The following is a 23,718-nucleotide window of genomic DNA, read 5'->3' on the forward strand; positions in this document are numbered from 1 at the left end:
ACTTTAAACCAGTACGGCGTTGCCTCGCCTTAGCTCAAAGAGAACGATTCTCTAAGGTGCTGAAGCACCAAGTGAATCGGTTCCGTACTATCTGTACTGTCTGCGGCTTCGTCACCTTGTCCTGATTTAAAGTTAATCCACTATAAAAAGGTCGTCTGAAACCCATACATTCAGTTTCAGACGACCTCAAATCACGAATCAGCGCGTACCGAAAATCTTATCGCCCGCATCGCCCAAGCCGGGGATAATGTAGCCGTTTTCGTTCAGATGGCTGTCGAGGGCGGCGGTGTAGATGGTGACGTCGGGATGCGCTTCATTGACGGCTTTGACGCCTTCGGGCGCGGCGACGAGTACCAACGCCTTGATATTTTTGCAGCCTTTCGCCTTCAACAGGTCGATGGTAGCCACCATAGAGCCGCCGGTGGCGAGCATGGGGTCGATAATCAGCGCGGGGCGTTCGTCCATGCTGTCCACGAATTTTTCAAAATAGGAAACGGGTTTGAGCGTTTCTTCGTCGCGCTGCAATCCGACCACGCTGATTTTGGCAGTCGGAATCAGGTCGAGCACACCGTCGAGCATACCCAGACCGGCACGCAAAATCGGTACGACGGTCAAGGTTTTACCCTTGATGCGGTCGCCTTCGATTTGACCACACCAGCCGTCGATAATGTATTTTTCAATTTCAAAATCACGGCTGGCTTCGTAAGCCATCAGGCGCGCCAGCTCGGTAGTGAGGGTGCGGAATTTGTAAGTGCTGCAATCGGCCTCGCGCATGAGCGTGAGTTTGTGGCGGACAAGGGGGTGATTGATAACGGTTACGTTCATTTGGCAGGCCTCGGATTGTTTTTGAATGGGTGTGATTATACTTTTTTTTATAACGAAACAAAATAAAGGATACGCAACGGCGGCTTATTTTCTGCGATCTTCAGGCTTACGTTTCCCCAATGGTTTTGCCCCGCCCTGCTCTTCGGAGGTTTAAACCGCTCCCTATACCTTCACCCTACATCCTGATTTCGCGCTTTCATATACTTTTTCCAGCAACCACAGCACCTCCGCCACTTGGCGCGGCTGCACCGCTGCGGGAGATTTGCCTTGCAGTGCGTCATAAAGGTTTTCATAAAACGCTGCATAATTGCCGCTGACGCTTTCGATTTTTTTGCGGACAACCACCCCATCGATTTCCGTATGCAGGATGCCCCATTCGTCTTGCGGCTCACGGTTCCACGCCCCGACGGGTTGCGCGCCGCCGAGCAGCAGGGCTTCTTGGTTGTCGGCGTTTTGTTTGACGTATGAACCGCGTTTGCCGTGCAAGGTCATGAACGGCAAAGGTTCGCGGGCATATTTGCTTGCGGTCAGGGCGACTTTTTTGCCGTCGGCGTAATAAAGCGCGATATAGAAATTATCGTCGCTGACTGCTCCGTCATGCTGATAGCGCACGTCGGCATAAAGCTCGTCGGGCATCCCGAAAACATCGACCGCCATATCCATGAGGTGCGAACCCAAATCGTACACCAGCCCTACGCCCGCCTCGCCCGTTTCCTTCCAGCGTTTTTTGTTCAAGGCAGCCGCATAACGCTCGAAACGGAACTCCGCATCCACAATTTCGCCCAAAAGGTCGTCTGAAAGCAGTTTTTTGGCGGTCAGCGGCGCGCTGTCCCAACGGCGGTTTTGGTAAACGGTCAGCAATACGCCCTGCCGCTCGGCAAGTTCCGCCAATTCACGAGCTTGCGCCGCCGTGGCGCACAACGGTTTTTCCACCACCACATTTTTACCCGCACGCAAAGCCTGAGCGGCAAAATCGAAATGCGTCTGGTTCGGCGTGGTCACGACCACCAAATCCACATCGTCGGTAAGCAACTCCTCAAACGAACGCACGGTCTGCGCCTGCGGCAGGACTTCCTGCGCCCTATTGCCGCTGCGTTCAAACACGCGCACGACTTCAAACTGCGCATCCGCACGCCAAAACGGCAGATGGAACACCTGCGCCGACATGCCGAACCCTGCCAATCCGATTTTGATTTTCTGCATAGCCAAACTCCTTTTCAGACGGCCTCAAATTGCCGTATATCCGTTATAATACCGCATTTATTTCACACAGGCCGTCTGAAAACAAAGTTGAAACGGCCGCCGCCGTTTAAGGAAAACCATGAGAAAACCGCAACGCGGCTATGCCCGCCAAGACCGTGTCAAAGAACAAATCATGCGCGAACTGGCCGAGCTGGTCCGCACCGGCCTGAAAGACCCGCGCGCAGGCTTCATCACCATCAACGAAGTCGAAGTCACCCGCGATTACAGCCACGCCACCGTGTTCTACACCGTCCTCGACGACAGCACCCGCGACATTACCGAAGAAGCCTTGGAACACGCCAAAGGCCACTTGCGCAGCGAGCTGGCCAAACGCATCAAACTCTTCAAAACGCCCGAACTGCACTTCAAATACGACGAATCGCTCGAACGCGGCATGAGCATTTCCAGCCTCATTGACCAAGTGGCGGCGGAAAAGCCGGTGGAAGATTAAAGGTAAAGGTCGTCTGAAAAACGCCGCAGTCAAAGCGCGAACCTGTTTTCAGACGACCTTTTGCAATCTTTCCCACCCATACAACTGCCACTTACCCTTCCCCATCATGACCGCCAAACCCGCCAAACGCCCCGTCAACGGCGTCCTCCTGCTCGACAAGCCCGAAGGACTTTCCAGCAACACCGCCCTGCAAAAAACCCGCCGTCTCTACAACGCCGAGAAAGCGGGGCATACCGGCGTACTCGATCCTTTGGCAACCGGACTTTTGCCCGTCTGCTTCGGCGAAGCGACCAAGTTCGCCCAATACCTGCTGGATGCCGATAAAGCCTACACCGCCACGCTGAAACTCGGCGAAGCCAGCAGCACCGGCGATGCAGAAGGTGAAATCATCGCCACTGCCCGCGCCGATATTTCCTTAGCCGAATTTCAGACGGCATGCCAAGCCCTGACAGGCAACATCCGCCAAGTACCGCCGATGTTTTCCGCCCTCAAACACGAAGGCAAACCGCTGTACGAATACGCCCGAAAAGGCATCGTCATCGAACGCAAACCGCGTGATATCACCATTTACGCCATCGATATTACCGAGTTTGACGCGTCCAAAGCCGTCATCGACGTACGTTGCAGCAAAGGCACCTACATCCGCACCCTCAGCGAAGACATCGCCAAACACATCGGCACGTTCGCCCACCTGACCGCCCTGCGCCGCACCGAAACTGCCGGTTTCACCATCCGCGAAAGCCACACGCTCGAAGCCTTGGCAGAATTAAACGAAACTAAACGCGACGCCCTGCTCCTGCCCTGCGACGTTTTAGTGCGGCACTTCCCCAAAATCGAACTGAACGACCGCGCCGTAACCATGCTCAAATGCGGCCAGCGCCCACAGTTTACCGAAAACATCTCTGCCGACCAGCCCATCCGCGTTTACGACAGAAGCGGAACATTTATCGGCTTGGTGGAATACCAAAAAGAAATCAGCCGCCTCAAAGCCCTGCGGCTGATGAACACGGCGAAAGAATGAAGAATCTGATTCTTAAGCGAAAATATGGAAAAGGTCGTCTGAAATATATAGTGGATTAAAATAAAAATGAGACAAGGCAGCAACGCCCGCCGTGTATGGGTAGTACATAAGAGCGTTGGCAACGCCGTATCATTGCAATTTTAATCCACTATAGTTTTCAGACGACCTTTTGCAATAGCACCTTAGAGAATCGTTCTCTTTGAGCTAAGGCGAGACAACGCCGTCCTGGTTTAAAGTTAATCAACTATAAAACGCTTTTTCCGCCTTATTCACGGACTACCATTTCCCCATACTCCAAGACCGCACGGTTTCCCCATTCGGTCAGCCTCTCCAAAACAGGCAGGAAACTTCTGCCGAAATCGGTCAGCGCATATTCCGCCCTCAACGGCGGCCTGTTGCCGAATACTTCGCGCGAGACCAGCCCGCCTTGTTCCAACTGCTTGAGCTGACGGCTTAATACGGCTTCAGTTACCCCGTGCAGGCTGCCGTGCAATTCGCCGAAGCGTTTCACACCGTCCTGCAAATGATAAAGGATGACCGCCTTCCATTTCCCACCAACCAAATCCATCGCCACACTGAGCGGACAAGGATAGATTTTGCCGCCGAAACTGAAACACTCGCTTTGACACTCTGTCTTCATCCGATACACCTATTCAAACGGATAGTTATTGATTGCAGGTTTTGAAGCTGCCTAAAATCCTATCATCTCCAACATCCTGATAAGGAATGAAACATGGCACTCGTCATCCTCGCACATCCTAATTTCGCCCAATCCGTCGCCAATAAAGCCGTCATCGGACATCTGACCCGCAGCGGTTTAGACGTTGAAATCCGCGACATCGCCGCACTTTATCCCGACTACCGCATCGATGCCGCCGCCGAACAACAGGCTCTGTTGCGCCATCAAACCGTCTTATTCCAATATCCGCTGTACTGGTACAACATGCCCGCAATTCTAAAGCAATATTTCGACTCCGTGTTTACTTACGGCTTTGCCTACGGCACGGGCGGGGACAAACTGAAAGGCAAAAACTTCGTCGCCAGCATAACGGTCGGTTCGCCCGAACAAGACTACCGCGCAGATGGGGACGCGCATTTCCGTGTGTACGAATTCTGCAAAAACCTGGAACAGACCGCCTATTTTACGCAGATGCGCTACATCGACCCGTTCTATTTCCACGGCACATCGCCCGCCTTATACAGCCGTGAAGAAATCCAAAGCAAAGCAGAGGATTGCGCGGAAGGATTGGTAACATTATTGCGGAAATTGGACAAAAAAAGTTAGAGGATACAAGTCGTCTGAAAAACAGGAAAACCGGTTTTTCAGACGACCTTTTTTGCAAACTATGTTTTGATTGCACACCCATTCAAGAATGATGCCGCCTTGTAGCGTGGGCTTTGCCCACGAAGATGATGAATAAAAAAGCTGCTGAAATTTTCTCTATTCTCCGCGGGCAAAGCCCACGCTACGGGTTTCAACCGACCATAATGTAATGAATGCAAAACAGGTCGTCTGAAAACGTACAACTTCTGTTTCAGACGACCTCTTACCTATAAAAAACCGCAAGTATGAAACCTGTGGTTTACTGTTAAATTCGTAGCGTGGGCTTTGCCCATGAAGATGATGAGTAAAAAAGCTGCCGAAACTTTCTCTATTATCCACGGACAAAGCCCGCGCTACGGGTTTTAAACAACCGTGTAATGAATGCAAAACAGGTCGTCTAAAAACGTATAGTGAATTAACTTTAAACCAGTACGGCGTTGCCTCGCCTTAGCTCAAAGAGAACGATTCTCTAAGGTGCTGAAGCACCAAGTGAATCGGTTCCGTACTATCTGTACTGTCTGCGGCTTTGTCGCCTTATCCTGGTTTAAAGTTAATCCACTATACAACTCCTGTTTCAGACGACCTCTTACCCATAAAAAACCGCAGGGATAAACCTGCGGTTGTTGTTTTACAGTTTGCTGTCTTCGCTGTCGAGGAAGCTTCTGAGGCGGTCGCTGCGGGTCGGATGACGCAGTTTGCGCAGGGCTTTGGCTTCGATTTGACGGATACGTTCGCGGGTTACGTCAAACTGTTTGCCGACTTCTTCGAGCGTGTGGTCGGTATTCATGTCGATACCGAAGCGCATACGCAGGACTTTGGCTTCGCGCGGGGTGAGGCTTTCGAGGATTTCTTTGGTGACTTCGTGCAGGCTGGTGTACATCGCGGCGTCTGCAGGGGCAACGTTGTTGGCGTCCTCGATGAAGTCGCCCAAGTGCGAATCGTCGTCGTCACCGATCGGGGTTTCCATCGAAATCGGTTCTTTGGCGATTTTCATGATTTTGCGGATTTTGTCTTCCGGCATTTCCATCAACTCGGCAAGTTTGGCAGAATCGGGCTCTTCGCCGGTTTCTTGCAGATACTGGCGGGAGATGCGGTTCATCTTGTTGATGGTTTCAATCATGTGCACCGGAATACGGATGGTGCGCGCCTGGTCGGCAATCGAGCGGGTAATCGCTTGGCGGATCCACCATGTCGCGTAGGTGGAGAATTTGTAGCCGCGGCGGTATTCGAACTTGTCGACCGCCTTCATCAAGCCGATGTTGCCTTCTTGAATCAAATCAAGGAACTGCAAACCGCGGTTGGTGTATTTTTTGGCGATGGAAATCACCAGACGCAAGTTTGCCTGAATCATTTCCTGCTTGGCGGCTGCGGTTTCTTTTTCGCTCAACACCATGTTTTTGTTGATGTCTTTCAGCTCTTCGATGGAAATGCGGGTTTCTTTTTCCATGTTTGCCAACTCGGTTTGTTTTTCGAGGATGGCGTGGCGGAAGCGGTCGAGCGCGTCGCTCCAGACCCTGCCTTTGGCGACTTCTTCTTCCACCCATTTCAGGTTGGTGATTTCGGGCAGGAAGTTTTGGATGAAGTAGTCGCGTTCCATATGGACGCGGTCAAGGCAGATGTCGCGGATTTCGCGTTCGAGCTTGCGGATGTTTTCGACACGGCTGCGCAGGTTGCCGCTGAGGCTTTCGATTTGGCGGGTGGCGAAACGGACTTCCAAGAGCTTATTGGCGATGGCGTCACGGTGTGCCAGATAATCTGGGTGGCGGCTGTCGTGTTTTTCCAGCTTTTTGATCATCTTGCCGTATTCGCTTTCGATGAAGGCGAAGTGTTCCAGCACTTTTTGCTTCAATTCGGCAAGATGGGCAGCGGACATGGCTTCGGAGTCGCTGCCGGAATCGTCGTCATCGTCGTCTTCATCCGCTTCATCTTCTTCACTGCTGCCGGAATCGTCGTCGTTTGACGCGCTTTCCAAGTGCCCCAAGCCCAATTCGTTGAGCAACACTTCGTTCGGGTCGATGATGGCTTCGACCACTTCGTCCACGCGGATTTCATCCTTGCGGATTTGCTCGATCAGCTCGAGGATTTCGGCAATGGAGCCCGGACAGGCGGAAATCGCCTGCACCATGTTTTTCAGGGCGTTTTCGATTTTTTTGGCGATGATGATTTCGTCTTCGCGGGTCAGCAGGTCAACCTGCCCCATTTCGCGCATATACATACGCACGGGGTCGGTGGTTCTGCCGAACTCGGAATCCGCGCTGGACAAGGCGGCTTCGGCTTCGGCAACGGCATCGTCGTCGGTTACGGCGGCGGCGTTGTCGCTCAACAAAATGTCTTCCGCATCAGGAGCCTGCTCGGTCACTTGGATACCCAAGCCGGAAATCATGCTAACGATGTTGTCGATTTGATCCGCATCGGACATATCGTCGGGCAAGGCGTCGTTGATTTCGGAATAAGTGATGTAGCCGCGTTCCTTACCCATGATGATGAGCTGGCGCAGGCGGGCGCGCTGCTCTTCGAGGGTCAGCGGACGGTTGTCGTCCTGTTCTTGATAGTCTTCGTGATTTTGGTCTTTAGACATGGATTACTTTCTTGATCTGATGGTGTGCCGACGGTTTGCATGATGCACCTGAAGGCGGAACAGAGTTACAACCGATTTAAATTCAATCTGCCGGGTTGTAACGCTGAGGTCGTCTGAAAGCTCTTTGGAACGGGTGTTCTGCGGGATCATCATGTTCGCAGCTTGGGACAATGCTTTTCTGACGGCCTGAAGGTTGCTGGATTCGGCAGGGATTGCCGTTCGTTCAATTTTGCTTTGCCGTCAAAAGCGACAGCAAGAGTTTTTTTTCATTTTCATTCAAACCCGATTGCAGGCTTTTCTGCTTGAGGGTTTCGATTTGTTGGTATTTCAACTCGTTAAGGAGTTTCTTCATGCCGATTTGGAAGTTCTCGCGGTCTTCTTCGCCTCCGCCTTCCATTTCTTCAGAATAGAGTGTCGATTGGAAGATTTGGTTCACGGTTTCTTCGTAAGGAGAACCGCGCATATACTCTAAAACCTGCGCGGTAGCAGGTACGGCGGCATGGCTTTTAATGGTTTCGGCGAGATTGGCAAGGCAGGCGAAATCGCCGTCCAATGCCACATAATCGGGCAGGTCTATATATGCAGCCCAATCCGGATTTATCAAGAGGCTGCGGATTTGCCGTTGCACCAGCGTCAGCATGACAGGTTGTTTGACGGAAATCGGAGGCAGTTTGTAGCTTTTTTGTTTGACGTGCCGCTTCGGCGCTTCCTGCCCCAGCAGTTGGGCGAGATTGTCGGGATCGATGCCGACCAGCTCGCTAAGCCGTTGTTTCAACAGATAAGCCAATGCCGGCGCGGTGATTTGCGCCAAAAGCGGCGAACTGGTTTTCACCAATTCCGCCTTACCTTCCTGCGTATTGAGATTGAGGTCGTCTGAAAGATGCTCCCAAAAATATTCCGACAAAGGCTTGCTTTGATTCAACAGCGCGTCTTCAAATTGCGCTTTGCCGTAGGCGCGGATGTAGCTGTCGGGGTCGTGTTCTTCCGGCAGGAATAAAAAATGCAGCGATTTATCGTCTTTCAACTGCGGCAACGCGTTTTCCAGCGCGCGCCAAGCCGCCTTCCGCCCCGCGCTGTCGCCGTCGAAACAGAAATAAATACTGTCCGCCTGACGCATCAGGATTTTGACGTGTTCCGCCGTCGTCGCCGTGCCCAAAGCCGCCACGCCGTAGCCCACGCCGAACTGCGCCAGCGCGACCACGTCCATATAACCTTCGACCACCAAAATCCGCCCTGCTTCCTTGACCGCAGCACGACCTTCATACAAGCCGTAAAGATTTTTCCCTTTATCAAACAAAGGTGTATCAGGCGAATTCAAATATTTCGGCTTCGAGTCGTCCAACACCCTGCCGCCGAAACCGATGACCTGCCCGCGCGGATTGCGGATGGGGAACATAATCCGATGACGGAAGCGGTCGTAATGCCGCCCCTCATTGTCAATCACCATCCCCGTATCCACCAACGCAGTATTCGGGTACGGTTGGAACACTTGCGCCAAAGGCTGCCAGCCGTCGGGCGCGTAGCCCAAACCATAATGCGCGATGACTTCCGCGCTCAAGCCGCGTTTGTCCAAATAAGCCTTCGCCGCCGGATTAAATTTCAACTGTTGCGCATAAAAATCAGCCGCCGCAGCCGTCGTTTCCTCCAGCGTCTGCTGTTTTTTCTTACGTTCGGCACGGACTTCAGGATTGTCGTTCTGCCCGCGCACTTTAGGCACAGCCATGCCCACGCGGTCAGCCAGAAACTGCACCGCCTCCGGAAACGACAGCCCCTGATGTTCCATCACAAAACCAATCGCCGAACCATGCGCCCCGCAACTGAAACAATGATAAAACTGCTTCGTCGGACTGACTGAAAACGACGGTGTCTTTTCCTTATGGAACGGACAACAAGCCATATAGTTCGCCCCGCCCTTCTTCAGCGGAACCTGCTCGTCGATAATATCGACAATATCGACTTTGGCCAGAAGCTCGTCAATGAAATCGGATGGAATCATAGTTCGGCGGATGCGTATGGACGGGACAAACGTTTTCAGACGACCTTTTATCTTAAAGGTCGTCTGAAAACGGAATCTCGAATCGGTTTGAAAACAAGGTTCGTATTATAACGTGTATTCAGGATAAAAATAGCACTCTTACAAAACCGACTCCTTAGCGGACAGCTTATCCAACATAAACCTTCGAGGTCGTCTGAAAATTCGTTTTCAGACGACCTCGGGTGCTTAAAACCTGTATTCTGCTTTGACGGTAAATTCGTTGCGTTTGTAGCGGTTCAGCCAGGACGAGCTTTTGTTGTCGGTGTGTTTGATGCTGAAAACGGGCGTGATGCCGCGAAAGGACGGACGGTCAAATTTGATGTCCAACTGATAGGTGCGTTCGAAATCATGGCGGCGGGTTTCCAGCCAGGCATGGTAGTCCTGATAGGCTGTTTTGCGCCAGATTGCCTGAAAGGTGGCGTCGATACCGGATTCAAAACGCTTGTTGACACCCGCACGCAGACCGTGCCTACGGTAGGAATCCACTTTTTCGCGGCTGTTTTTGCGCAGGTAGTCGTAGCCGCCGAATACCAGCCAGTCTTTCGGCAGGGCGTAGATGGCGGTGGTGAACAGAAGCGTCTGCGGGCCGTTGAAATGTTTTAATTCACCGCGGTAGCGGTCGTATTTGTGGTCGAGCTGCACGCCCAGCGAGGCTTGGTCGGAAAAGGTACGGCTGTATGCCGTGCTGATGCCGGCACTGCTATCGCGCAGTTTGCCGCCCGACCATTCGTATTGCACCTGCGGGCCGATACTGAAGGAATGGTCTTTGCTCTGAAAACTGTAAGCGGGGCTGACGTTGATATTGTGTTCGCCGTATTCCTTGTTGCCGGGATAGAGCCGACCCCATGCGTAGCCGCCCAGTTGCAGGCCGTGGTGGCCGTTGAGCGATATGCGTCTGCTTAAGTTGGCTTCATATACCCACATCCGGTTTTTCAACGCATCGGGCGCGTAGGCGTCAAGCTGTTCGTTGCGGCAGGACAGCATTCCGTCGCCGTCCAAAATCGGCTGCCCGTTCGAATCGAAACCGCAGCTTGTCTGATTGCGGACAACCGTCGCGCCCGACGACTGGTTTAAGTTGGTGTCGTAACCCGCGCCGAACGAAACCGAACCGCTCCACGCATCGCGTTTCTTCAAAGCGTCGGCAAACACTTTGATTTTCTCATTGACGGCGGGCACTTCGGGAATATCGATGCCGTCGAACAATGCCGCCGATTCTTTGTTTTGTTTGTCTATAAACAGCAGCCGCGCCAAATCCAGGCGGCCGCGCAGAAATTCGGGATTTTTGCGGTAAAGTTCGCGGTATTTCGCCAGCGCGGCCTTCAAATCGTCGCGGAACACTGCCTGATTAGCCTCGGCAAACAGCACTATATCGGGGTCGGAATCATCCTGACGGCGGTAAATGTCCAACAGCCGCGCCGTTTCCTCTTCGTTTTGCGCGTTGACCGCCTTCATCAGCGACAACGCCAAATCTTCGCCGTCCTGCACTTCTCCTGCGCCGAACTCAACCGCCGTATTGTCCGCTTCGTTCCTTTCCTGCTGCGCGCGGCGGAGTTCCGTTCCCTGTTTGAGCTGCATGAAGCGGTCTTCCCTGTCGTCGGCAAACGCGTGGGGCAGCAGGCTGATAAAAAAAGGAAGGAGCAAAAGGCGTTTCATAAAATTCTTTCCTGTGTATCGGGCGGCTTTGTTTTTCAGACGACCTTTTCAAAGAAAAACTGACATTTCATCTTTACCGGGCAAGAGCATTGTTTATTTGCATAAAAGCCCCTGCCGGGTCGTCTGAAAATGAGCTTCTCGAATTCATCGAAACAGCACGCCTTCAAACTCACGGGCCGTTCGGATAATACCGGCTTAAACGCATTGCGAAGCCCGATATTTCCGAACGGCCCTGTACGATGTGCATTGTGTGTCGGATTTGTGTTTTATAGGCGGACGGAATGGGAAACGACAAAAACCGTCCGCCTTATCGCATTATGATTCATTATTTGCCGGTTTTCGTACCGCCAAAGGCAGTGTTATAGGCAGGGTTTCGATCAAACTCAGCCACACCCGCAATCGCCGCGCCTTGGTTGCCGAAGAAATGACCACGGGTCGTACCGGCCACTTTGTTTGCCGTAGCTTTACCTTCAAATGAAGCCTGAGCCGTATTGATGGCGGCATTGTTAACAGTAACTATCAGACCCGTACGTTTCATTTCGCCGTTCAGCGTTCGCTTACCGAAATCAGCTTTCAACGTACCGTTTAAGAGGGCTGTATTTTGCGTATGATATTGGTTGATACCCTTAACCGTATAAGTGGCAGTACCCGTAGTCGGCAGATTGGTGGTTCGACCCGTGCCGCTATAGAAGGCAGTGTAATTCGTACCTTTTGTACCAACAGCCGCACCGGAAGGAACAGCAGACCAGTCGCCGAAGTAAACATCCATATTACCGACTTTGGAATAAGACAGACGGCCCAAATGGGAATGGTCGGGCATTTTGGGAATCAGATGCCATGCACCGGTCATCCGATACAGATTGGCAACTGTAACACCGTTTTTGTCTTTACCCAAAACACCTCTAGCCAAGGTTCTGACAAAGAATTTGTTTGCCGTCGCATCAATTTTGGCAAAAGAAACAGGCTTGTTATTGGCAATACCTTTCTCTGGAGTTCCTGAGACAGCCTTGGTATCGCTAACAAAAATGGAAGCTTTACCTTTATGCTCACCTTCGTTTTCAAGAGTAACACCAATATGCTTTACCCCTTCGGCTTGAATCGATTTGGTCGTCGCACCAGTCGGGTTGGCTTGAAAACCTTTAGGCAGTGCAAACACAGAAGAAGCGGCAAACGCAACACTCAATACCGCAACGGTTTTTACGAGTTTCATAATTCACTCCAAAATAAAGTTTTACAAAATCAACGAACTTTCTCAAGAAGAATCTGAATCAAACTTACAAATCCGCCCTCTTGGAAAAGTAAGGTAAGTATATTCCTATTTTTATTAAATAGAAACATAAATTATTATCATTTCTGAAAATTTACACTTCACCAATATTAGAGTTTTGATAATTGTATTTAGAAACTATTTTAGAACTTGCCCGTAATCCCTACCCTGATGGTTCTGCCCGGTGCAGGCAGGTAAGAACGGCTCATCGGGTCGAGGTAGTAGCGGTTGGTCAGGTTGCTGCCCACCAGTTCGGCAGTCAGGTTTTTGCCGATTTTGTAGCGCAGGTAGGCATCCCATACGGCGACAGGCTGCCAGCGCATATCGTTATGCGGGGGCTTCATATTGTCATTCAGATATTTATTGCGCACATCGTAGAATGGCTGCCAAGCATCGTTGCGGTTTTCATAGACGCGGCTGTGGTAATGGAGGCGCACGCCTGTTTCCAGTTTGTTGGCAAGGAAACGTCTGCCCAATTCGGCATCAATTGACCAGCGTGGTTGAAGTGCGCTTGCCAGATAGCCCGAATCGGTCAAGCCGCCGTGGTTGCAGACAGGACGATTCATAGTCTTACCGTTTTTCACAAAATAGCTTGAATCAACCATGCCCTCTGTTGCGGATGTCCAAGTGAAATTTTCGTCGCACATTTTGTTTTCCAGGCTGCGGAATACGTTCAGGCTGCCGAAGACGCGTCCGGTATCGAAGCGGGTGGACAGCTCGACACCACTGCGGATTTGTCTGTCGAATTGTTCGAATTCGAGATTGCTGTCCCTATCGATAACGTTTTCGGTCTTGTTATGGAAGTAATTGACGCGGAAATCCGCTTTTTTCATTTTCGGTAACAGCCCCGTTAAATCATGAATATAGCCCACTTCCCAGTTTTTGGCGTGTTCGGGCCGCCAGCCATAGCCCATGCGGTTGAATGAGCCGGCGGCGGTAGAAAAGCCGTAAGTCCCTTCAAAAATGCTGGGGTAGCGCAGGGTTTCGGTATAGCGCAAATAGGCGCGGCTGTAATCAGTAAAATTGATGGTGGCAGAAAATGCAGGCACCCAACCGCTGCCCTTCTGCTTCATTGCCCTCTGTCTTTCGGCTTCGGTCATTGGCGTTGTGTAAACACTTGCACTGGCTGCGTAGTATTTAGGTACAAATTGCGGACTGTCTGGAATAGACGGGTCATATACAGGATTGGCAACTTTGGTGTGCAAATCAGGAATGCTGCCATTGGTAAGGGGATGATCCTGCATATTCAGACGACCTTTATCGTCTTTCAACCAATAGAAATCCACCTTTTCATTAGGATTGACCCATGTTTCGCGATCATCTGTCAAAGTCGGAATATATTGCGAATTGACTTGAAACGAAGTCAGGCTAATTTGTTTATGTTTTTTTCTTTGTTCTGAATATTCGTCCGCCATATATAAAGCATAATCAAGACTGCCATTTGCCAAAGCATCGTCAATTGCCTTGTAATCCGCGTATTCTTGCGGCGTGGCAACCCTGCCGATCGAATATTTTATCCCCCTGTTCATTTCTAACGGATCGCCGGTCTTATTCGTGCCGCTTTCCAAACGTCTGCTTTTATCCTGAAGTTGGAAATTGGTATATCGCCCGCCTGCCGTCAAAGTCAGCCAGCGGAAGGGTTCGTAGCGGAAATTAAAGCCCAGATTGTATTCTCGCCGCTTGCCGTTTCGAGGTACACCGTATTGGTTCAATTCATAATTTGCCCTGATGGTGCTGTTTTCGAGTTCTTCCCGATATTTGTCGTATCCTCCCCGCTCCAGCTCGTCTGAAAAATCATTGCGCGATGTCAGTTTTTCGTTTTGAAAATCGCCCATCAAGGTCAACGACAGTTTGTCGCTCAATTTCATACGGTTGGAGAATTGAAAGCCTGTACGGTTGTTACGGGCGTAATAGGCGTTGCCTTCAATGGTGTTGAAGCGTCCGTTGGTATTGGGCGTTTCGGGTTTGGGCGGTTTGGGGGCTTCAAAGCCTGCATCCAGCAATTCCTGCCGCTCTGCGGGGGTGTATTTCTGCCATCTGTCGTATTCGTCCCATGCTATTTGAAATTTGTTGTCCTCATAAACGGTATCGCCGGGCGAGCCGCCTGCGGTATTGGTTTTGGATTTGGTACGCGTTGTCCAAAGCGTGGCATCGAAATCTATCCAACGGCTGCCCTCGGGCTTCCACGAATAGTCGATATTGTAGGAACGCTGTTTGACCCATGCCTGCGGCCATTCGGCAATTTTGTTGAGGACGGACGCATCCCAACTGATGGGGCCGATAATACGCGAAGGCATGATTTCGCCGAACGTGGAATCGGTATGGCGCAGGCCGAATTTGAGCGTTTGGCGGTTCGGCAGACGGAAGGTGGTTTTACCTACCCATGATTTGGTTTCGAGTGAGGTATTGCTGACTTCCCCGCCCGGATGGTAGAAAAGTCCGATTTTTGAAATATCGGGTGCGCCCAGCATGTTTTCACTGCCGTAAAATTTCTCGCCCTTGGCAGCGGCTTCTTCTTGACGACGTTTTAATTCGTCTAAAGTTTCTTGTGTCCAAGGACCGATATAGCCGTAGCGTTCCGCCCCTTTTTTGCCGGAAAAATAATTGCCTTTACTGCGGTAGGCATAGGCGAGCATGGCATCGAAATTGTCCTGCTTGGTGGCAGCGGCAATGCGGTAGGCTTTATCCTCCCCAAATTTATTGCGTCCGTTGAAACGCTGGTCGATTCGGTCGGTATCGTCAAAAAACGAACGCCAAATACCGCCCGTCGCTACTGCGGGAACAGGCAAGGTTCGATAATCGACTGAATGTTCATAAGCATTCTCACGCCTCTTGATGGAATTGTTGGAAGCCTCCGCCTTCACTTCAAATCCGTATTTCTGCCCTTCGGGGACAATATCGTCGGCATCGATGGTTTTCAGGGCGACGGAGCCGCCTATGCCGCTTTTCATATCGCGGCTGAACGAGGGGCCTTTTTCGATGGAAACGCTGCTGATGATGTTGGGGTCGACGTAGTTGCGGTTGTTTGCGCCTGCGTAGCCGCGCCAGACGGTAATCGCCTGCTCAGTGCCGTCGATGGTAACGGGAATCCGTCCCTGCCCCTGTACGCCGCGTATATTGGGATCCAACGCGCCGCTGTTGCGCGCGTCGCCGCTGTACACGCCGGACATACCGCTCAAAAGGTCGGACACGGTGTTGCCTTTGAAGGTTTCGACTTCGTTTTTGCTCTTGTAAAGATTGACGATTTCGCGGGAATAAACCCGGTTTTTACCGATTTCGTCTTTATTGCGTGTGCCTTTGACGGTAACGGTATCGAGAATCACGGTCGGTGTATTATCGGCAGCATAAATGATGGGAGAGAAACCGATGGCTGCGATGCAGGCGGCAAGTGTGTTGACTTTGGCTGGCTTCATAACGGATTCCTTGTATGGCGGAATGTCAGACAGCGTCGTCTGAAAGTTTTCAGACGACCTCGGAAAGGTTTTGCCGCAAACAGATTGAATAATATTTAATGATTTTGATTATTATTTGTATATTTTTTTGAGATTTTAACAAGTTTTTAAGCGCATGCAAACATTTGCCAGATATATCCGCATTCAATAGTTAAAATGATTTAAAAACTTATTCCATTGTTTAACATGAAAATATTCCATTTCTATATAACCCATATAGGCAAACAAGAAATTCAAAAATAAAAATTGCCTGAATATGTCTTATCAGCCGGTCAAAACACTTTCTTACCATTCAAACGAAAAGTCCTAACCAAGCCCATAAGGCATTTTCAGACGACCTTTTTAGCTACCTATTTTTGGTTCTTCTTCTCATGTGGCTCAAACTACCCAATCAGTTTGCGCTTTTCCCCTATGAAGAGAATAATGACCTCCATCCATCATCTATACACACGAGGGCAGGCATGAACTCTTTTGCATCATTGTTAAACCATCCCGATATTTCTTTTCTTCCGATTCCAGCCAGCATCAAAGTCGATAATCCGGCGACGGGCGAGACTTTGGCGTTTGTCCGCACGACTCGTTCAGACGACCTCAAACTACTGATTCAAAAGGCGGAGGCTGCACAAAAATTATGGGCGGCAAAAACCGCGTTGGAACGCGCCGATGTGTTGTGGCGTTGGTATTTTTTGATCAAGGAAAACAAAGAAGAACTGGCGCGCATCATGACGATGGAACAGGGCAAAAGCCTGACCGAGGCGCGCGGCGAAATCGATTATGCGGCTTCGTTTGTGCGCTGGTTTGCCGAAGAGGCGCGGCGGATTGACGGCGATGTGCTGACAAGCGTGAAAGCGTCGCAAAAACTGGTCGTGTTGAAACAGCCCGTCGGCGTTACCGCTGCGATTACGCCGTGGAACTTCCCGTCCGCGATGATTGCGCGCAAGGCCGCGCCTGCTTTGGCGGTGGGCTGCGCGATGATAGTCAAACCTGCGTCGCTCACGCCTCTGAGCGCGTATGCGCTGGCGCTATTGGCTTACGAAGCGGGCGTGCCGCAGGATTTGCTTCCCGTCGTCAGCGGCCGCGCTTCGGAAATCAGCCATGAATTTGCCACGAACCCGACCGTGCGCAAAATCAGCTTCACCGGCTCGACCGAAGTCGGTGCGAAAATTTTTGCCGACAGCGCGGCGGACATTAAAAAACTCAGTTTGGAACTGGGCGGCAACGCGCCGTTTATCGTGTTTGACGATGCTGATTTGGACAAAGCCGTCGAAGGCGCGCTGGCCAGCAAGTTCCGCAACAGCGGCCAGACCTGCGTCTGCACCAACCGCGTGTACGCTCAATCGGGCATTTACGACGAATTTTGCCGCAAATTAAGCGAAAAAGTAGCCGCGCTCAAATTGGGCAACGGCTTGGATGAAGGCGTGAACCAAGGGCCGCTGATTGAGGAAAAAGCGGTGGAAAAAGTCGAGCAGCACATCGCCGATGCGCTCTCCAAAGGCGCGGTCTGCCTGACCGGCGGCAAACGCAGCGCGTTGGGCGGAACGTTTTTCGAACCGACTGTCTTAAGCGGCGTAACGGCGCAAATGGCGGTGGCGCGCGAAGAAACCTTCGGGCCGTTGTGCCCCGTATTCCGCTTTGAAACCGAAGCCGAAGTCATCGCGGCCGCCAACGATACGGAATACGGTTTGGCGGCTTACCTCTTCACCTCCGACGCTGCCCGACAATGGCGCGTCGGCGAAGCTTTGGAATACGGCATGGTCGGCATCAATACCGGCTTAATCAGCAATGAAGCGGCACCGTTCGGCGGCGTGAAACGCAGCGGGCTGGGACGCGAAGGCAGCAAATACGGTGCGGACGAATATTTGGAATTGAAATATTTGTGTATCGATGTGGCGGATTGAGTTTGGTCTCAGGAGGTCGTCTGAAAACGTAACTTCAGCAAGATAATCTCCCCCTATCTTTGCAGCAGCACTCTGAAAAAATTGGCGGAAATCAACAAATACGCGATATAAGACTAACGTATCGTGCAACTGATAAGTTCGCCAAATATTTTGCTGGGGCAACGACACCAAACTTTAAGGTTCACTGGATAGTATGGGAAAGTCTTTTATGTAGCCCGCGAATGGGCAGGATAATTAACCAATACAACAAGTTAAAAGAAATAGTAAATTTAAAATCTGTTTACTTAGAGAAAATAAACGTAAATTGAAAACCTAACTTTCTCATAAGGTCGTCTGAAAAATTTCCCAAAGCCAGCTTTGGAGCAATCGATTTTAGAATTTTGTGAAATATCAGTAAATTATGGAGCTTATTTTAAGTATGATAAGGAAAGTATTTATCTTTTCGGCTGTAATAGCATTATCCGGTTGTTTTGCCGGTAAACATAAAGTTCAGGTATTACCGGACGCAGAATTAAATAAGCCATATTTCACAGAATTAAATGTAACTAAATATGCTGCTTATCCCGATAATTTCAGGGTGAAAATGGATCCTCTAAATTCAGGGTTGACTGTAAAACCCACCGATGAGTGGTATGATACGGTTCATATTTCTGGAACTCCAATAACCAAGCAGAATATTACGATTGAAATATCTTATTATGTAAGAGGTGAAGTAGGATGGTTTGAAAGTAAGGCTCAGAAGAAATTTTATCAGATAAAAGTTAAAGAATAAGTTAAGGTTATCTGAAAGTTTAGTTTAGACAGCTTTCCCCTAAGAAAGGATTGTTCATATTTCAAGAAAGTACTGTGTTGTTTACATAACAGACGTAGATTGAATTGAAAACCTAACTTTCTCAAAGGTCGTCTGAAAAATTTCCCAAAGCCAGCTTTGGAGCAATCGATTTTAGAATTTTTTGAAATATCAGTAAATTATGGAGCTTATTTTAAGTATGATAAGGAAAGTATTTATCTTTTCGGCTGTAATAGCATTATCCGGTTGTTTTGCCGGTAAACATAAAGTTCAGGTATTACCGGATGCAGAATTAAATAAGCCATATTTCATAGAATTAAGAACTAAATATGCTGCTTATCCCGATTATTTCAGGGTGAAAATGGATCCTCCGAATTCGGGATTGACTGTAAAGCCTACCAATATGTGGTATAACAAATTGAATATTTCTGGAACTCCACAGACCAAACAGGATATTAAGATTGAAATATCTTATTATGTAAGAGGAGCAGTAGGCTGGTTTGAAAGTATGGACCAGAAAGAATTTTATCAGATAAAAGTCAAAGAATAAGTTAAGGTTATCTGAAGGTTTAGTTTAGATGGTTTTTCTCAAAGAAAGGATTGTTCATATTTCAAGAAAGCACTGTGTTATTTACATAACAGGCGTAGTTTGAATTGGACACCTAACTTTCTCAAAGGTCGTCTGAAAGTTTTCAGACGACCTTTTTACTAATGGCAGTCGTCCCGTTCGATTGTTCATGCAACAGAAAAAACGGAAGATGATATAGTGGATTAACTTTAAACCAGTACGACGTTGCCTCGCCTTAGCTCAAAGAGAACGATTCTCTAAGGTGCTGAAGCACCAAGTGAATCGGTTCCGTACTATCTGTACTGTCTGCGGCTTCGTCGCCTTGTTCTGATTTAAATTTAATCCACTATAAATTGGCATAAAAATATATTGTTAAACTTTTCATCATCAATAAAAAACCAACCTCTCAAAGGTCGGTTTTTTTATTTTTCGCAGAAATACGAAATGGCGATTATGAATGCGCTTCCAAATCTGCCAAGATTTGATTCAGGCTATTCCTAACCTCTTCTGCCTTTGCAGCAGGATGACCGTTTGCATCCAAAGAATCACGGCTGAAGCGGTCGACATAAGGCGCAAAGGTATCTTTCAGCTTCATCAGTTTCACCACATCGGAACGGGTGTAACGATCGCCGCCGTAACCGACAACGATACCGTTCTCATGTTGCCACTGGGCAAATTGTGACGGGCTGATTTGCACCAGTTCGCACATTTCGTCCAGCGAGAAATAACGTTTTGCAGGAATAACGGGATTAGCGTTGTTTGTCATAGTAATGCTCCACCATGCCTTTGAGTTTTTGGCTGGCATGGAAAGTGACTACGCGGCGGGCGGTAATCGGTACTTCTTCGCCGGTTTTCGGATTACGGCCGGGACGTTGCGGTTTGTCGCGCAACTGAAAATTACCGAAACCGGAAATTTTGATTTCTTCGCCGCGTGCCAAAGTGCTGCGGATTTCTTCAAAAAAGAGTTCGACGATTTCTTTGGCATCGTTTTTGGTTACATTGCTGACTTTATCTACCAAAATATCGGCCAATTCGGCTTTAGTTAGTGTCATATTATTACCTTCTGTTGTAATAGGTGCAGATTATTACCAATTTCTATTTAAAATTCAAGCGAATATTTATTTTTTAACTGCGAAGTTGCGCTCCCGCAGCAGTTGCCGCGTCAATCAGTTTTCCGATAACCGGCTCGACTGTTTCATCCGTCAGCGTGTTTTCCATATCCTGCAAAATCACCTTAACCGCCATGCTCTTCATCCCTTCAGGCAGGCCCGTACCTCGATACACGTCAAACACGCTGATTTCCTGTACCAACTTGTTTGCCGCGCCGTTCAAGGCGGCCAACAAATCATCATGGGTCATGGTTTCAGGCATCACAAAAGCCAAATCCCTGCGCACCGGCTGAAATTTCGATACTGCCTGATAACGCGTTTTTTCGCGTTCCAATACGGCTGCCATATCGATTTCAAATACCAGCGTTGCTTGCGGCAAGTCGTATTTTTGTAGCCATTTCGGATGCAATTCGCCAACAAAGCCGATGACTTGGCCGTCTGAAACGATATTGGCGGCTCGGCCGGGATGCAGCGCGGGATGTTCGGTTTTGACAAACTCAACCGCTTTGTTTTTCAACAGATTTTCTACATCGGCCTTAATATCGTAAAAATCCGCGTTGCGCGTTTTCTCGCCCCATTGTTCGGGCATCGCCGCACCGTACCACAGGCCACCGATGCGTTCGTTTTGTACAAACTGGCCGTCTGAATCCTTGCTGAACACGCGGGCGATTTCAAACACGCGCACGCGGTTTTGCTTGCGATTTAGATTGTTTTGCAAAATTTCCACCAAACCGCCGATGAGCGTGGAACGCATCACGGCATATTGCGCCGCCAGCGGATTTTGCAGGCGGATGGGGTTGGCGTTGGCGGCAAAGTCGTGTTCCCACTGCTCGTCAACGAAGGCGTAGCTGACCACTTCGCGGTAGCCGCGCGCCGCCATTTCGTTATAAACGGCAAAACGCGGACGGCGTGTTTCGGGCAGCGCCAACATTTTCAGACGACCTGACGTGTAATCGTCGGGGATATTTTCATAGCCGTAAACGCGGCCGATTTCTTCAATCAAATCAGCTTCGATTTCGATGTCGAAACGGAAGCTCGGCGCGGTAACACGGAAGCCTTCCGCCGTTTTTTCAGGTTGCAGGCCCAAGTGCTGCAAAATGGTTTCCACCTGTTCGGCAGGAATGTCCACGCCCAACACGGTTTTCAGACGACCCAAACGCAATTCGACCTGCTTGGCTTCGGGCAATTCACCCTGCGCTTCCACCATTTCGCCTGCCGCACCGCCGCAGATTTGCAAAACCAATTCGCTAGCGCGTTCGATGGCATCGGCCTGCAAACGGTAATCCACGCCGCGCTCAAAGCGGAACGACGAATCCGAACCAAAACCGTATTGGCGCGATTTTCCGGCGATGATTTCAGGCGCAAACCAAGCCGCTTCCAGCACGATATTTTGCGTGTCGTCTGAAACCGCGCTTGCCGCGCCGCCCATCAGTCCCGCCAAACTCAACGCGCCTTTTTCATCAGCGACTACCAGCGTGTTTTCAGACAGAGAGACGGTTTTCTCGTTCAGGCATTCCAGCGTTTCGCCTTCGCGCGCACGGCGGATGTGCAGGCTGCCTGAAAGTTTGTCGGCATCAAAAACATGCATCGGCTGACCAATTTCCAGCATCACATAATTGCCAATGTCCACCAGAGCGGAAATACTGCGGATACCGCTGCGCTCCAAACGCTGCTTCATCCAATCCGGCGTAGCGGCGCGCGCGTTCACGTTTTCAATCACGCGGCTGATAAAGCGGCCGCAATCGGTAGGCGCATCAATCTGCACGGGCTGTTTGCGGCTACCCGTGATTGGCGCGGCATGGATTACAGGCTGCTTGAACGCGCAACCCGTCAGCGCGGATACTTCGCGCGCAATGCCTTTGATGCTCAGGCAGTCGGCACGGTTCGGCGTGATTTTCAGCGTGAACACCGTATCGTCCAAATCCAGATATTCGCGGATGTTTGCACCGACGGGCGCGTCTTGCGGCAAAATGTGCAGACCGTTCACGCCGTCGTCAGGCAGACCGAGTTCATCGGTGGAACACAACATCCCGTTCGACACCACGCCGCGCATCTTGGTCGGCTTGATTTTGAAATTGCCCGGCAACACCGCACCCGGCAACGAACACGGCACTTTGACGCCCGCTTTGACATTCGGCGCACCGCACACAATCTGCACCAACTCACCTGTACCCGCATCGACTTGGGTAACGTTCAAACGGTCGGCATCAGGATGTTTTTCAACGGATTTCACTTCGGCAATCACCACGCCTGTAAACGCAGGCGCGGCAGTCTCGGCTTCTTCCACTTCCAAGCCGGACATGGTTAACAGATGTTCCAGCTTATCGGCGGAAAGTTCGGTATCGGCTTGGGTTTTCAGCCATGAGTAGGAGAATTGCATGTTATGTTCTCAATCAACTAATTAACTTTTTATCAGATTTTATTTTCAGACGACCTGTTTGCTTGGGAGTGTAGGCTGCTTTTTAACTTTGTTAGAGCAGTTTCTTTTAGGCAGCCTGCACAATCATTTCGCAAACTGCTTCAAAAAGTTCAAATCGTTATCGAAAAACAGCCGCAAATCATTCACGTTGTAACGCAACATGGCAAAACGGTCGAGGCCGATGCCGAAGGCGAAACCGGTGTATTTCTCGGGGTCGATATTCACGTTTTTCAATACATTGGGATGCACCATGCCGCAGCCGCCGACTTCCAGCCATTTGCCGTTTTCGCCCATGATGTCGATTTCGGCAGACGGTTCGGTAAACGGGAAGAAAGACGGACGGAAACGTACTTGCAAATCATCGCGTTCAAAAAAGCGGCGGATAAAATCGGTAAACACGGCTTTCAAATCGGCGAAAGTTACACCCTCTTCCACCCACAGACCTTCAGCTTGGTGGAACATAGGCGAGTGCGTAGCATCGCTGTCCACACGGTAAACGCGGCCGGGGGCAATAATGCGGATAGGCGGCTCTTTTTTGTCGAGCATATAGCGGATTTGAATCGGGGAAGTGTGCGTGCGCAAAACATCGCCGTTTTCAACGTAGAACGTATCCTGCATGGCGCGTGCCGGATGGTTTGCGGGAATGTTCAGAGCTTGGAAGTTGTGGAAATCGTCTTCGATTTCCGGGCCGTCTGCCACTTCAAAACCCATGCCGTGAAAGAGTTCGACCACGCGCTGCAAGGTCAGAGTTACGGGATGAAGACCGCCATTTTCCTGCGCGCGTCCGGGCAGGGTAATATCGAGTGCTTCGGCGGCAAGCTGGGCTTGAAGTTTGGCTTCGTTGAGGGCATCGCGTTTATTGTTAAAGGTCGTCTGAAACTGGTTTTTGCACTCATTGATATGCGCACCTATGGTTTTGCGCTCTTCAGGCGACATTTGACCTAAGGTTTTCAGAAGTCCGGTCAATTCGCCGGTTTTACCAAGATAACGGGCTTTGATTTGTTCTAGAGCGTTGAAGTCTTGCGCTGCTTCTACGGCGGCAATGCCTTCTGCAACGATACGGTTTACATTTTCCATAGTGGTTTT

At 50.2% G+C, this 23,718-nt stretch carries 18 protein-coding genes; 6 read left to right on the forward strand and 12 right to left on the reverse strand.

The genetic code is table 11. From position 1 onward, the window contains the following. Positions 1-198 precede the first annotated feature (198 nt). The gene (gene upp, locus HMPREF1028_RS06785; protein WP_003744890.1) at positions 199-825 is read right to left on the reverse strand and encodes a uracil phosphoribosyltransferase; all 627 of its coding nucleotides are present in this window, start codon (positions 823-825) and stop codon (positions 199-201) included. Positions 826-987: 162 nt separating this feature from the next. Next, positions 988-2,028 carry a Gfo/Idh/MocA family oxidoreductase gene (locus HMPREF1028_RS06790; RefSeq protein ID WP_009312090.1) on the reverse strand — a complete coding sequence of 347 codons (1,041 nt, stop codon included), beginning with the start codon at positions 2,026-2,028 and terminating at the stop codon, positions 988-990. Positions 2,029-2,146: 118 nt separating this feature from the next. Here HMPREF1028_RS06790 and rbfA point away from each other — a divergent pair, with 118 nt between their 5' ends. Together rbfA and truB are read left to right on the forward strand one after the other, a co-directional pair. Continuing rightward, on the forward strand, positions 2,147-2,518 hold the full coding sequence (gene rbfA / locus HMPREF1028_RS06795; protein WP_003685554.1) for a 30S ribosome-binding factor RbfA: 372 nt from the start codon (positions 2,147-2,149) through the stop codon (positions 2,516-2,518). A 106-nt stretch (positions 2,519-2,624) separates the two neighbouring features. Further along, entirely contained in the window at positions 2,625-3,539 is a 915-nt protein-coding gene (gene truB, locus HMPREF1028_RS06800; protein WP_009312094.1) for a tRNA pseudouridine(55) synthase TruB, read from the forward strand. Positions 3,540-3,804: 265 nt separating this feature from the next. On the opposite strand, the gene HMPREF1028_RS06805 is transcribed toward truB, so the two are convergent. Next, on the reverse strand, positions 3,805-4,179 hold the full coding sequence (locus HMPREF1028_RS06805) for a helix-turn-helix domain-containing protein (protein ID WP_009312096.1): 375 nt from the start codon (positions 4,177-4,179) through the stop codon (positions 3,805-3,807). A gap of 93 nt (positions 4,180-4,272) precedes the next feature. Between HMPREF1028_RS06805 and HMPREF1028_RS06810 the strand changes: the two genes are divergently transcribed. Then, positions 4,273-4,824: an NAD(P)H-dependent oxidoreductase gene (locus HMPREF1028_RS06810; protein ID WP_009312098.1), complete on the forward strand. Its 552-nt coding sequence runs from the start codon at positions 4,273-4,275 to the stop codon at positions 4,822-4,824. 667 nt (positions 4,825-5,491) lie between these two features. Here HMPREF1028_RS06810 and rpoD read toward each other — a convergent pair. The 5 genes from rpoD to HMPREF1028_RS06835 form a co-directional block, all read right to left on the reverse strand. Then, positions 5,492-7,441: an RNA polymerase sigma factor RpoD gene (gene rpoD, locus HMPREF1028_RS06815; protein WP_009312099.1), complete on the reverse strand. Its 1,950-nt coding sequence runs from the start codon at positions 7,439-7,441 to the stop codon at positions 5,492-5,494. A 223-nt stretch (positions 7,442-7,664) separates the two neighbouring features. Next, complete coding sequence (dnaG, locus tag HMPREF1028_RS06820) at positions 7,665-9,437, reverse strand: DNA primase (RefSeq protein WP_009312100.1); 1,773 nt, start codon at positions 9,435-9,437, stop codon at positions 7,665-7,667. Positions 9,438-9,662: 225 nt separating this feature from the next. Continuing rightward, complete coding sequence (locus HMPREF1028_RS06825) at positions 9,663-11,129, reverse strand: surface lipoprotein assembly modifier (protein WP_009312101.1); 1,467 nt, start codon at positions 11,127-11,129, stop codon at positions 9,663-9,665. 325 nt (positions 11,130-11,454) lie between these two features. Beyond that, positions 11,455-12,339, reverse strand: coding sequence for a Slam-dependent surface lipoprotein (locus HMPREF1028_RS06830; protein WP_009312102.1), 885 nt, complete (start codon positions 12,337-12,339; stop codon positions 11,455-11,457). 200 nt (positions 12,340-12,539) lie between these two features. Next, complete coding sequence (locus HMPREF1028_RS06835) at positions 12,540-15,809, reverse strand: TonB-dependent receptor (protein ID WP_009312103.1); 3,270 nt, start codon at positions 15,807-15,809, stop codon at positions 12,540-12,542. A 500-nt stretch (positions 15,810-16,309) separates the two neighbouring features. On the opposite strand from HMPREF1028_RS06835, the gene HMPREF1028_RS06840 reads away from it, so the two are divergent. The 3 genes from HMPREF1028_RS06840 to HMPREF1028_RS06850 all read left to right on the forward strand — a co-directional run bounded on the left by HMPREF1028_RS06840 (position 16,310) and on the right by HMPREF1028_RS06850 (position 19,086). Beyond that, positions 16,310-17,746: an NAD-dependent succinate-semialdehyde dehydrogenase gene (locus HMPREF1028_RS06840; protein ID WP_009312104.1), complete on the forward strand. Its 1,437-nt coding sequence runs from the start codon at positions 16,310-16,312 to the stop codon at positions 17,744-17,746. A 400-nt stretch (positions 17,747-18,146) separates the two neighbouring features. Then, positions 18,147-18,518, forward strand: a complete 372-nt coding sequence (locus HMPREF1028_RS06845; protein ID WP_036529395.1) for a hypothetical protein — start codon at positions 18,147-18,149, stop codon at positions 18,516-18,518. A 199-nt stretch (positions 18,519-18,717) separates the two neighbouring features. Further along, positions 18,718-19,086: a hypothetical protein gene (locus tag HMPREF1028_RS06850; protein WP_009312105.1), complete on the forward strand. Its 369-nt coding sequence runs from the start codon at positions 18,718-18,720 to the stop codon at positions 19,084-19,086. A 469-nt stretch (positions 19,087-19,555) separates the two neighbouring features. Here the strand turns inward: HMPREF1028_RS06850 and HMPREF1028_RS06855 are convergent, their stop codons facing one another. The 4 genes from HMPREF1028_RS06855 to pheS all read right to left on the reverse strand — a co-directional run bounded on the left by HMPREF1028_RS06855 (position 19,556) and on the right by pheS (position 23,709). Continuing rightward, positions 19,556-19,870: a hypothetical protein gene (locus HMPREF1028_RS06855; RefSeq protein ID WP_009312106.1), complete on the reverse strand. Its 315-nt coding sequence runs from the start codon at positions 19,868-19,870 to the stop codon at positions 19,556-19,558. Beyond that, positions 19,854-20,156 carry an integration host factor subunit alpha gene (locus HMPREF1028_RS06860; RefSeq protein WP_003675494.1) on the reverse strand — a complete coding sequence of 101 codons (303 nt, stop codon included), beginning with the start codon at positions 20,154-20,156 and terminating at the stop codon, positions 19,854-19,856. Before HMPREF1028_RS06860 ends, HMPREF1028_RS06855 begins: the two co-directional genes overlap by 17 nt. Before the next feature lie 73 nt (positions 20,157-20,229). Next, a complete protein-coding gene (pheT, locus tag HMPREF1028_RS06865; protein WP_009312107.1) occupies positions 20,230-22,593 on the reverse strand; it encodes a phenylalanine--tRNA ligase subunit beta in 2,364 nt (787 codons plus the stop codon). A gap of 123 nt (positions 22,594-22,716) precedes the next feature. Beyond that, the gene (gene pheS / locus HMPREF1028_RS06870; RefSeq protein WP_036529398.1) at positions 22,717-23,709 is read right to left on the reverse strand and encodes a phenylalanine--tRNA ligase subunit alpha; all 993 of its coding nucleotides are present in this window, start codon (positions 23,707-23,709) and stop codon (positions 22,717-22,719) included. Positions 23,710-23,718 lie beyond the last annotated feature (9 nt).

Origin of the sequence: Neisseria sp. GT4A_CT1 (assembly GCF_000227275.1) — a bacterium.
Lineage (GTDB): Bacteria > Pseudomonadota > Gammaproteobacteria > Burkholderiales > Neisseriaceae > Neisseria.

Coding starts and splice junctions, on each gene's coding strand:
- upp (WP_003744890.1), bottom strand. CDS start 825: ATGAACGTAACCGTTATCAATCACCCCCTTGTCCGCCACAAACTCACG.
- HMPREF1028_RS06790 (WP_009312090.1), bottom strand. CDS start 2,028: ATGCAGAAAATCAAAATCGGATTGGCAGGGTTCGGCATGTCGGCGCAG.
- rbfA (WP_003685554.1), top strand. CDS start 2,147: ATGAGAAAACCGCAACGCGGCTATGCCCGCCAAGACCGTGTCAAAGAA.
- truB (WP_009312094.1), top strand. CDS start 2,625: ATGACCGCCAAACCCGCCAAACGCCCCGTCAACGGCGTCCTCCTGCTC.
- HMPREF1028_RS06805 (WP_009312096.1), bottom strand. CDS start 4,179: ATGAAGACAGAGTGTCAAAGCGAGTGTTTCAGTTTCGGCGGCAAAATC.
- HMPREF1028_RS06810 (WP_009312098.1), top strand. CDS start 4,273: ATGGCACTCGTCATCCTCGCACATCCTAATTTCGCCCAATCCGTCGCC.
- rpoD (WP_009312099.1), bottom strand. CDS start 7,441: ATGTCTAAAGACCAAAATCACGAAGACTATCAAGAACAGGACGACAAC.
- dnaG (WP_009312100.1), bottom strand. CDS start 9,437: ATGATTCCATCCGATTTCATTGACGAGCTTCTGGCCAAAGTCGATATT.
- HMPREF1028_RS06825 (WP_009312101.1), bottom strand. CDS start 11,129: ATGAAACGCCTTTTGCTCCTTCCTTTTTTTATCAGCCTGCTGCCCCAC.
- HMPREF1028_RS06830 (WP_009312102.1), bottom strand. CDS start 12,339: ATGAAACTCGTAAAAACCGTTGCGGTATTGAGTGTTGCGTTTGCCGCT.
- HMPREF1028_RS06835 (WP_009312103.1), bottom strand. CDS start 15,809: ATGAAGCCAGCCAAAGTCAACACACTTGCCGCCTGCATCGCAGCCATC.
- HMPREF1028_RS06840 (WP_009312104.1), top strand. CDS start 16,310: ATGAACTCTTTTGCATCATTGTTAAACCATCCCGATATTTCTTTTCTT.
- HMPREF1028_RS06845 (WP_036529395.1), top strand. CDS start 18,147: ATGGAGCTTATTTTAAGTATGATAAGGAAAGTATTTATCTTTTCGGCT.
- HMPREF1028_RS06850 (WP_009312105.1), top strand. CDS start 18,718: ATGGAGCTTATTTTAAGTATGATAAGGAAAGTATTTATCTTTTCGGCT.
- HMPREF1028_RS06855 (WP_009312106.1), bottom strand. CDS start 19,870: ATGACAAACAACGCTAATCCCGTTATTCCTGCAAAACGTTATTTCTCG.
- HMPREF1028_RS06860 (WP_003675494.1), bottom strand. CDS start 20,156: ATGACACTAACTAAAGCCGAATTGGCCGATATTTTGGTAGATAAAGTC.
- pheT (WP_009312107.1), bottom strand. CDS start 22,593: ATGCAATTCTCCTACTCATGGCTGAAAACCCAAGCCGATACCGAACTT.
- pheS (WP_036529398.1), bottom strand. CDS start 23,709: ATGGAAAATGTAAACCGTATCGTTGCAGAAGGCATTGCCGCCGTAGAA.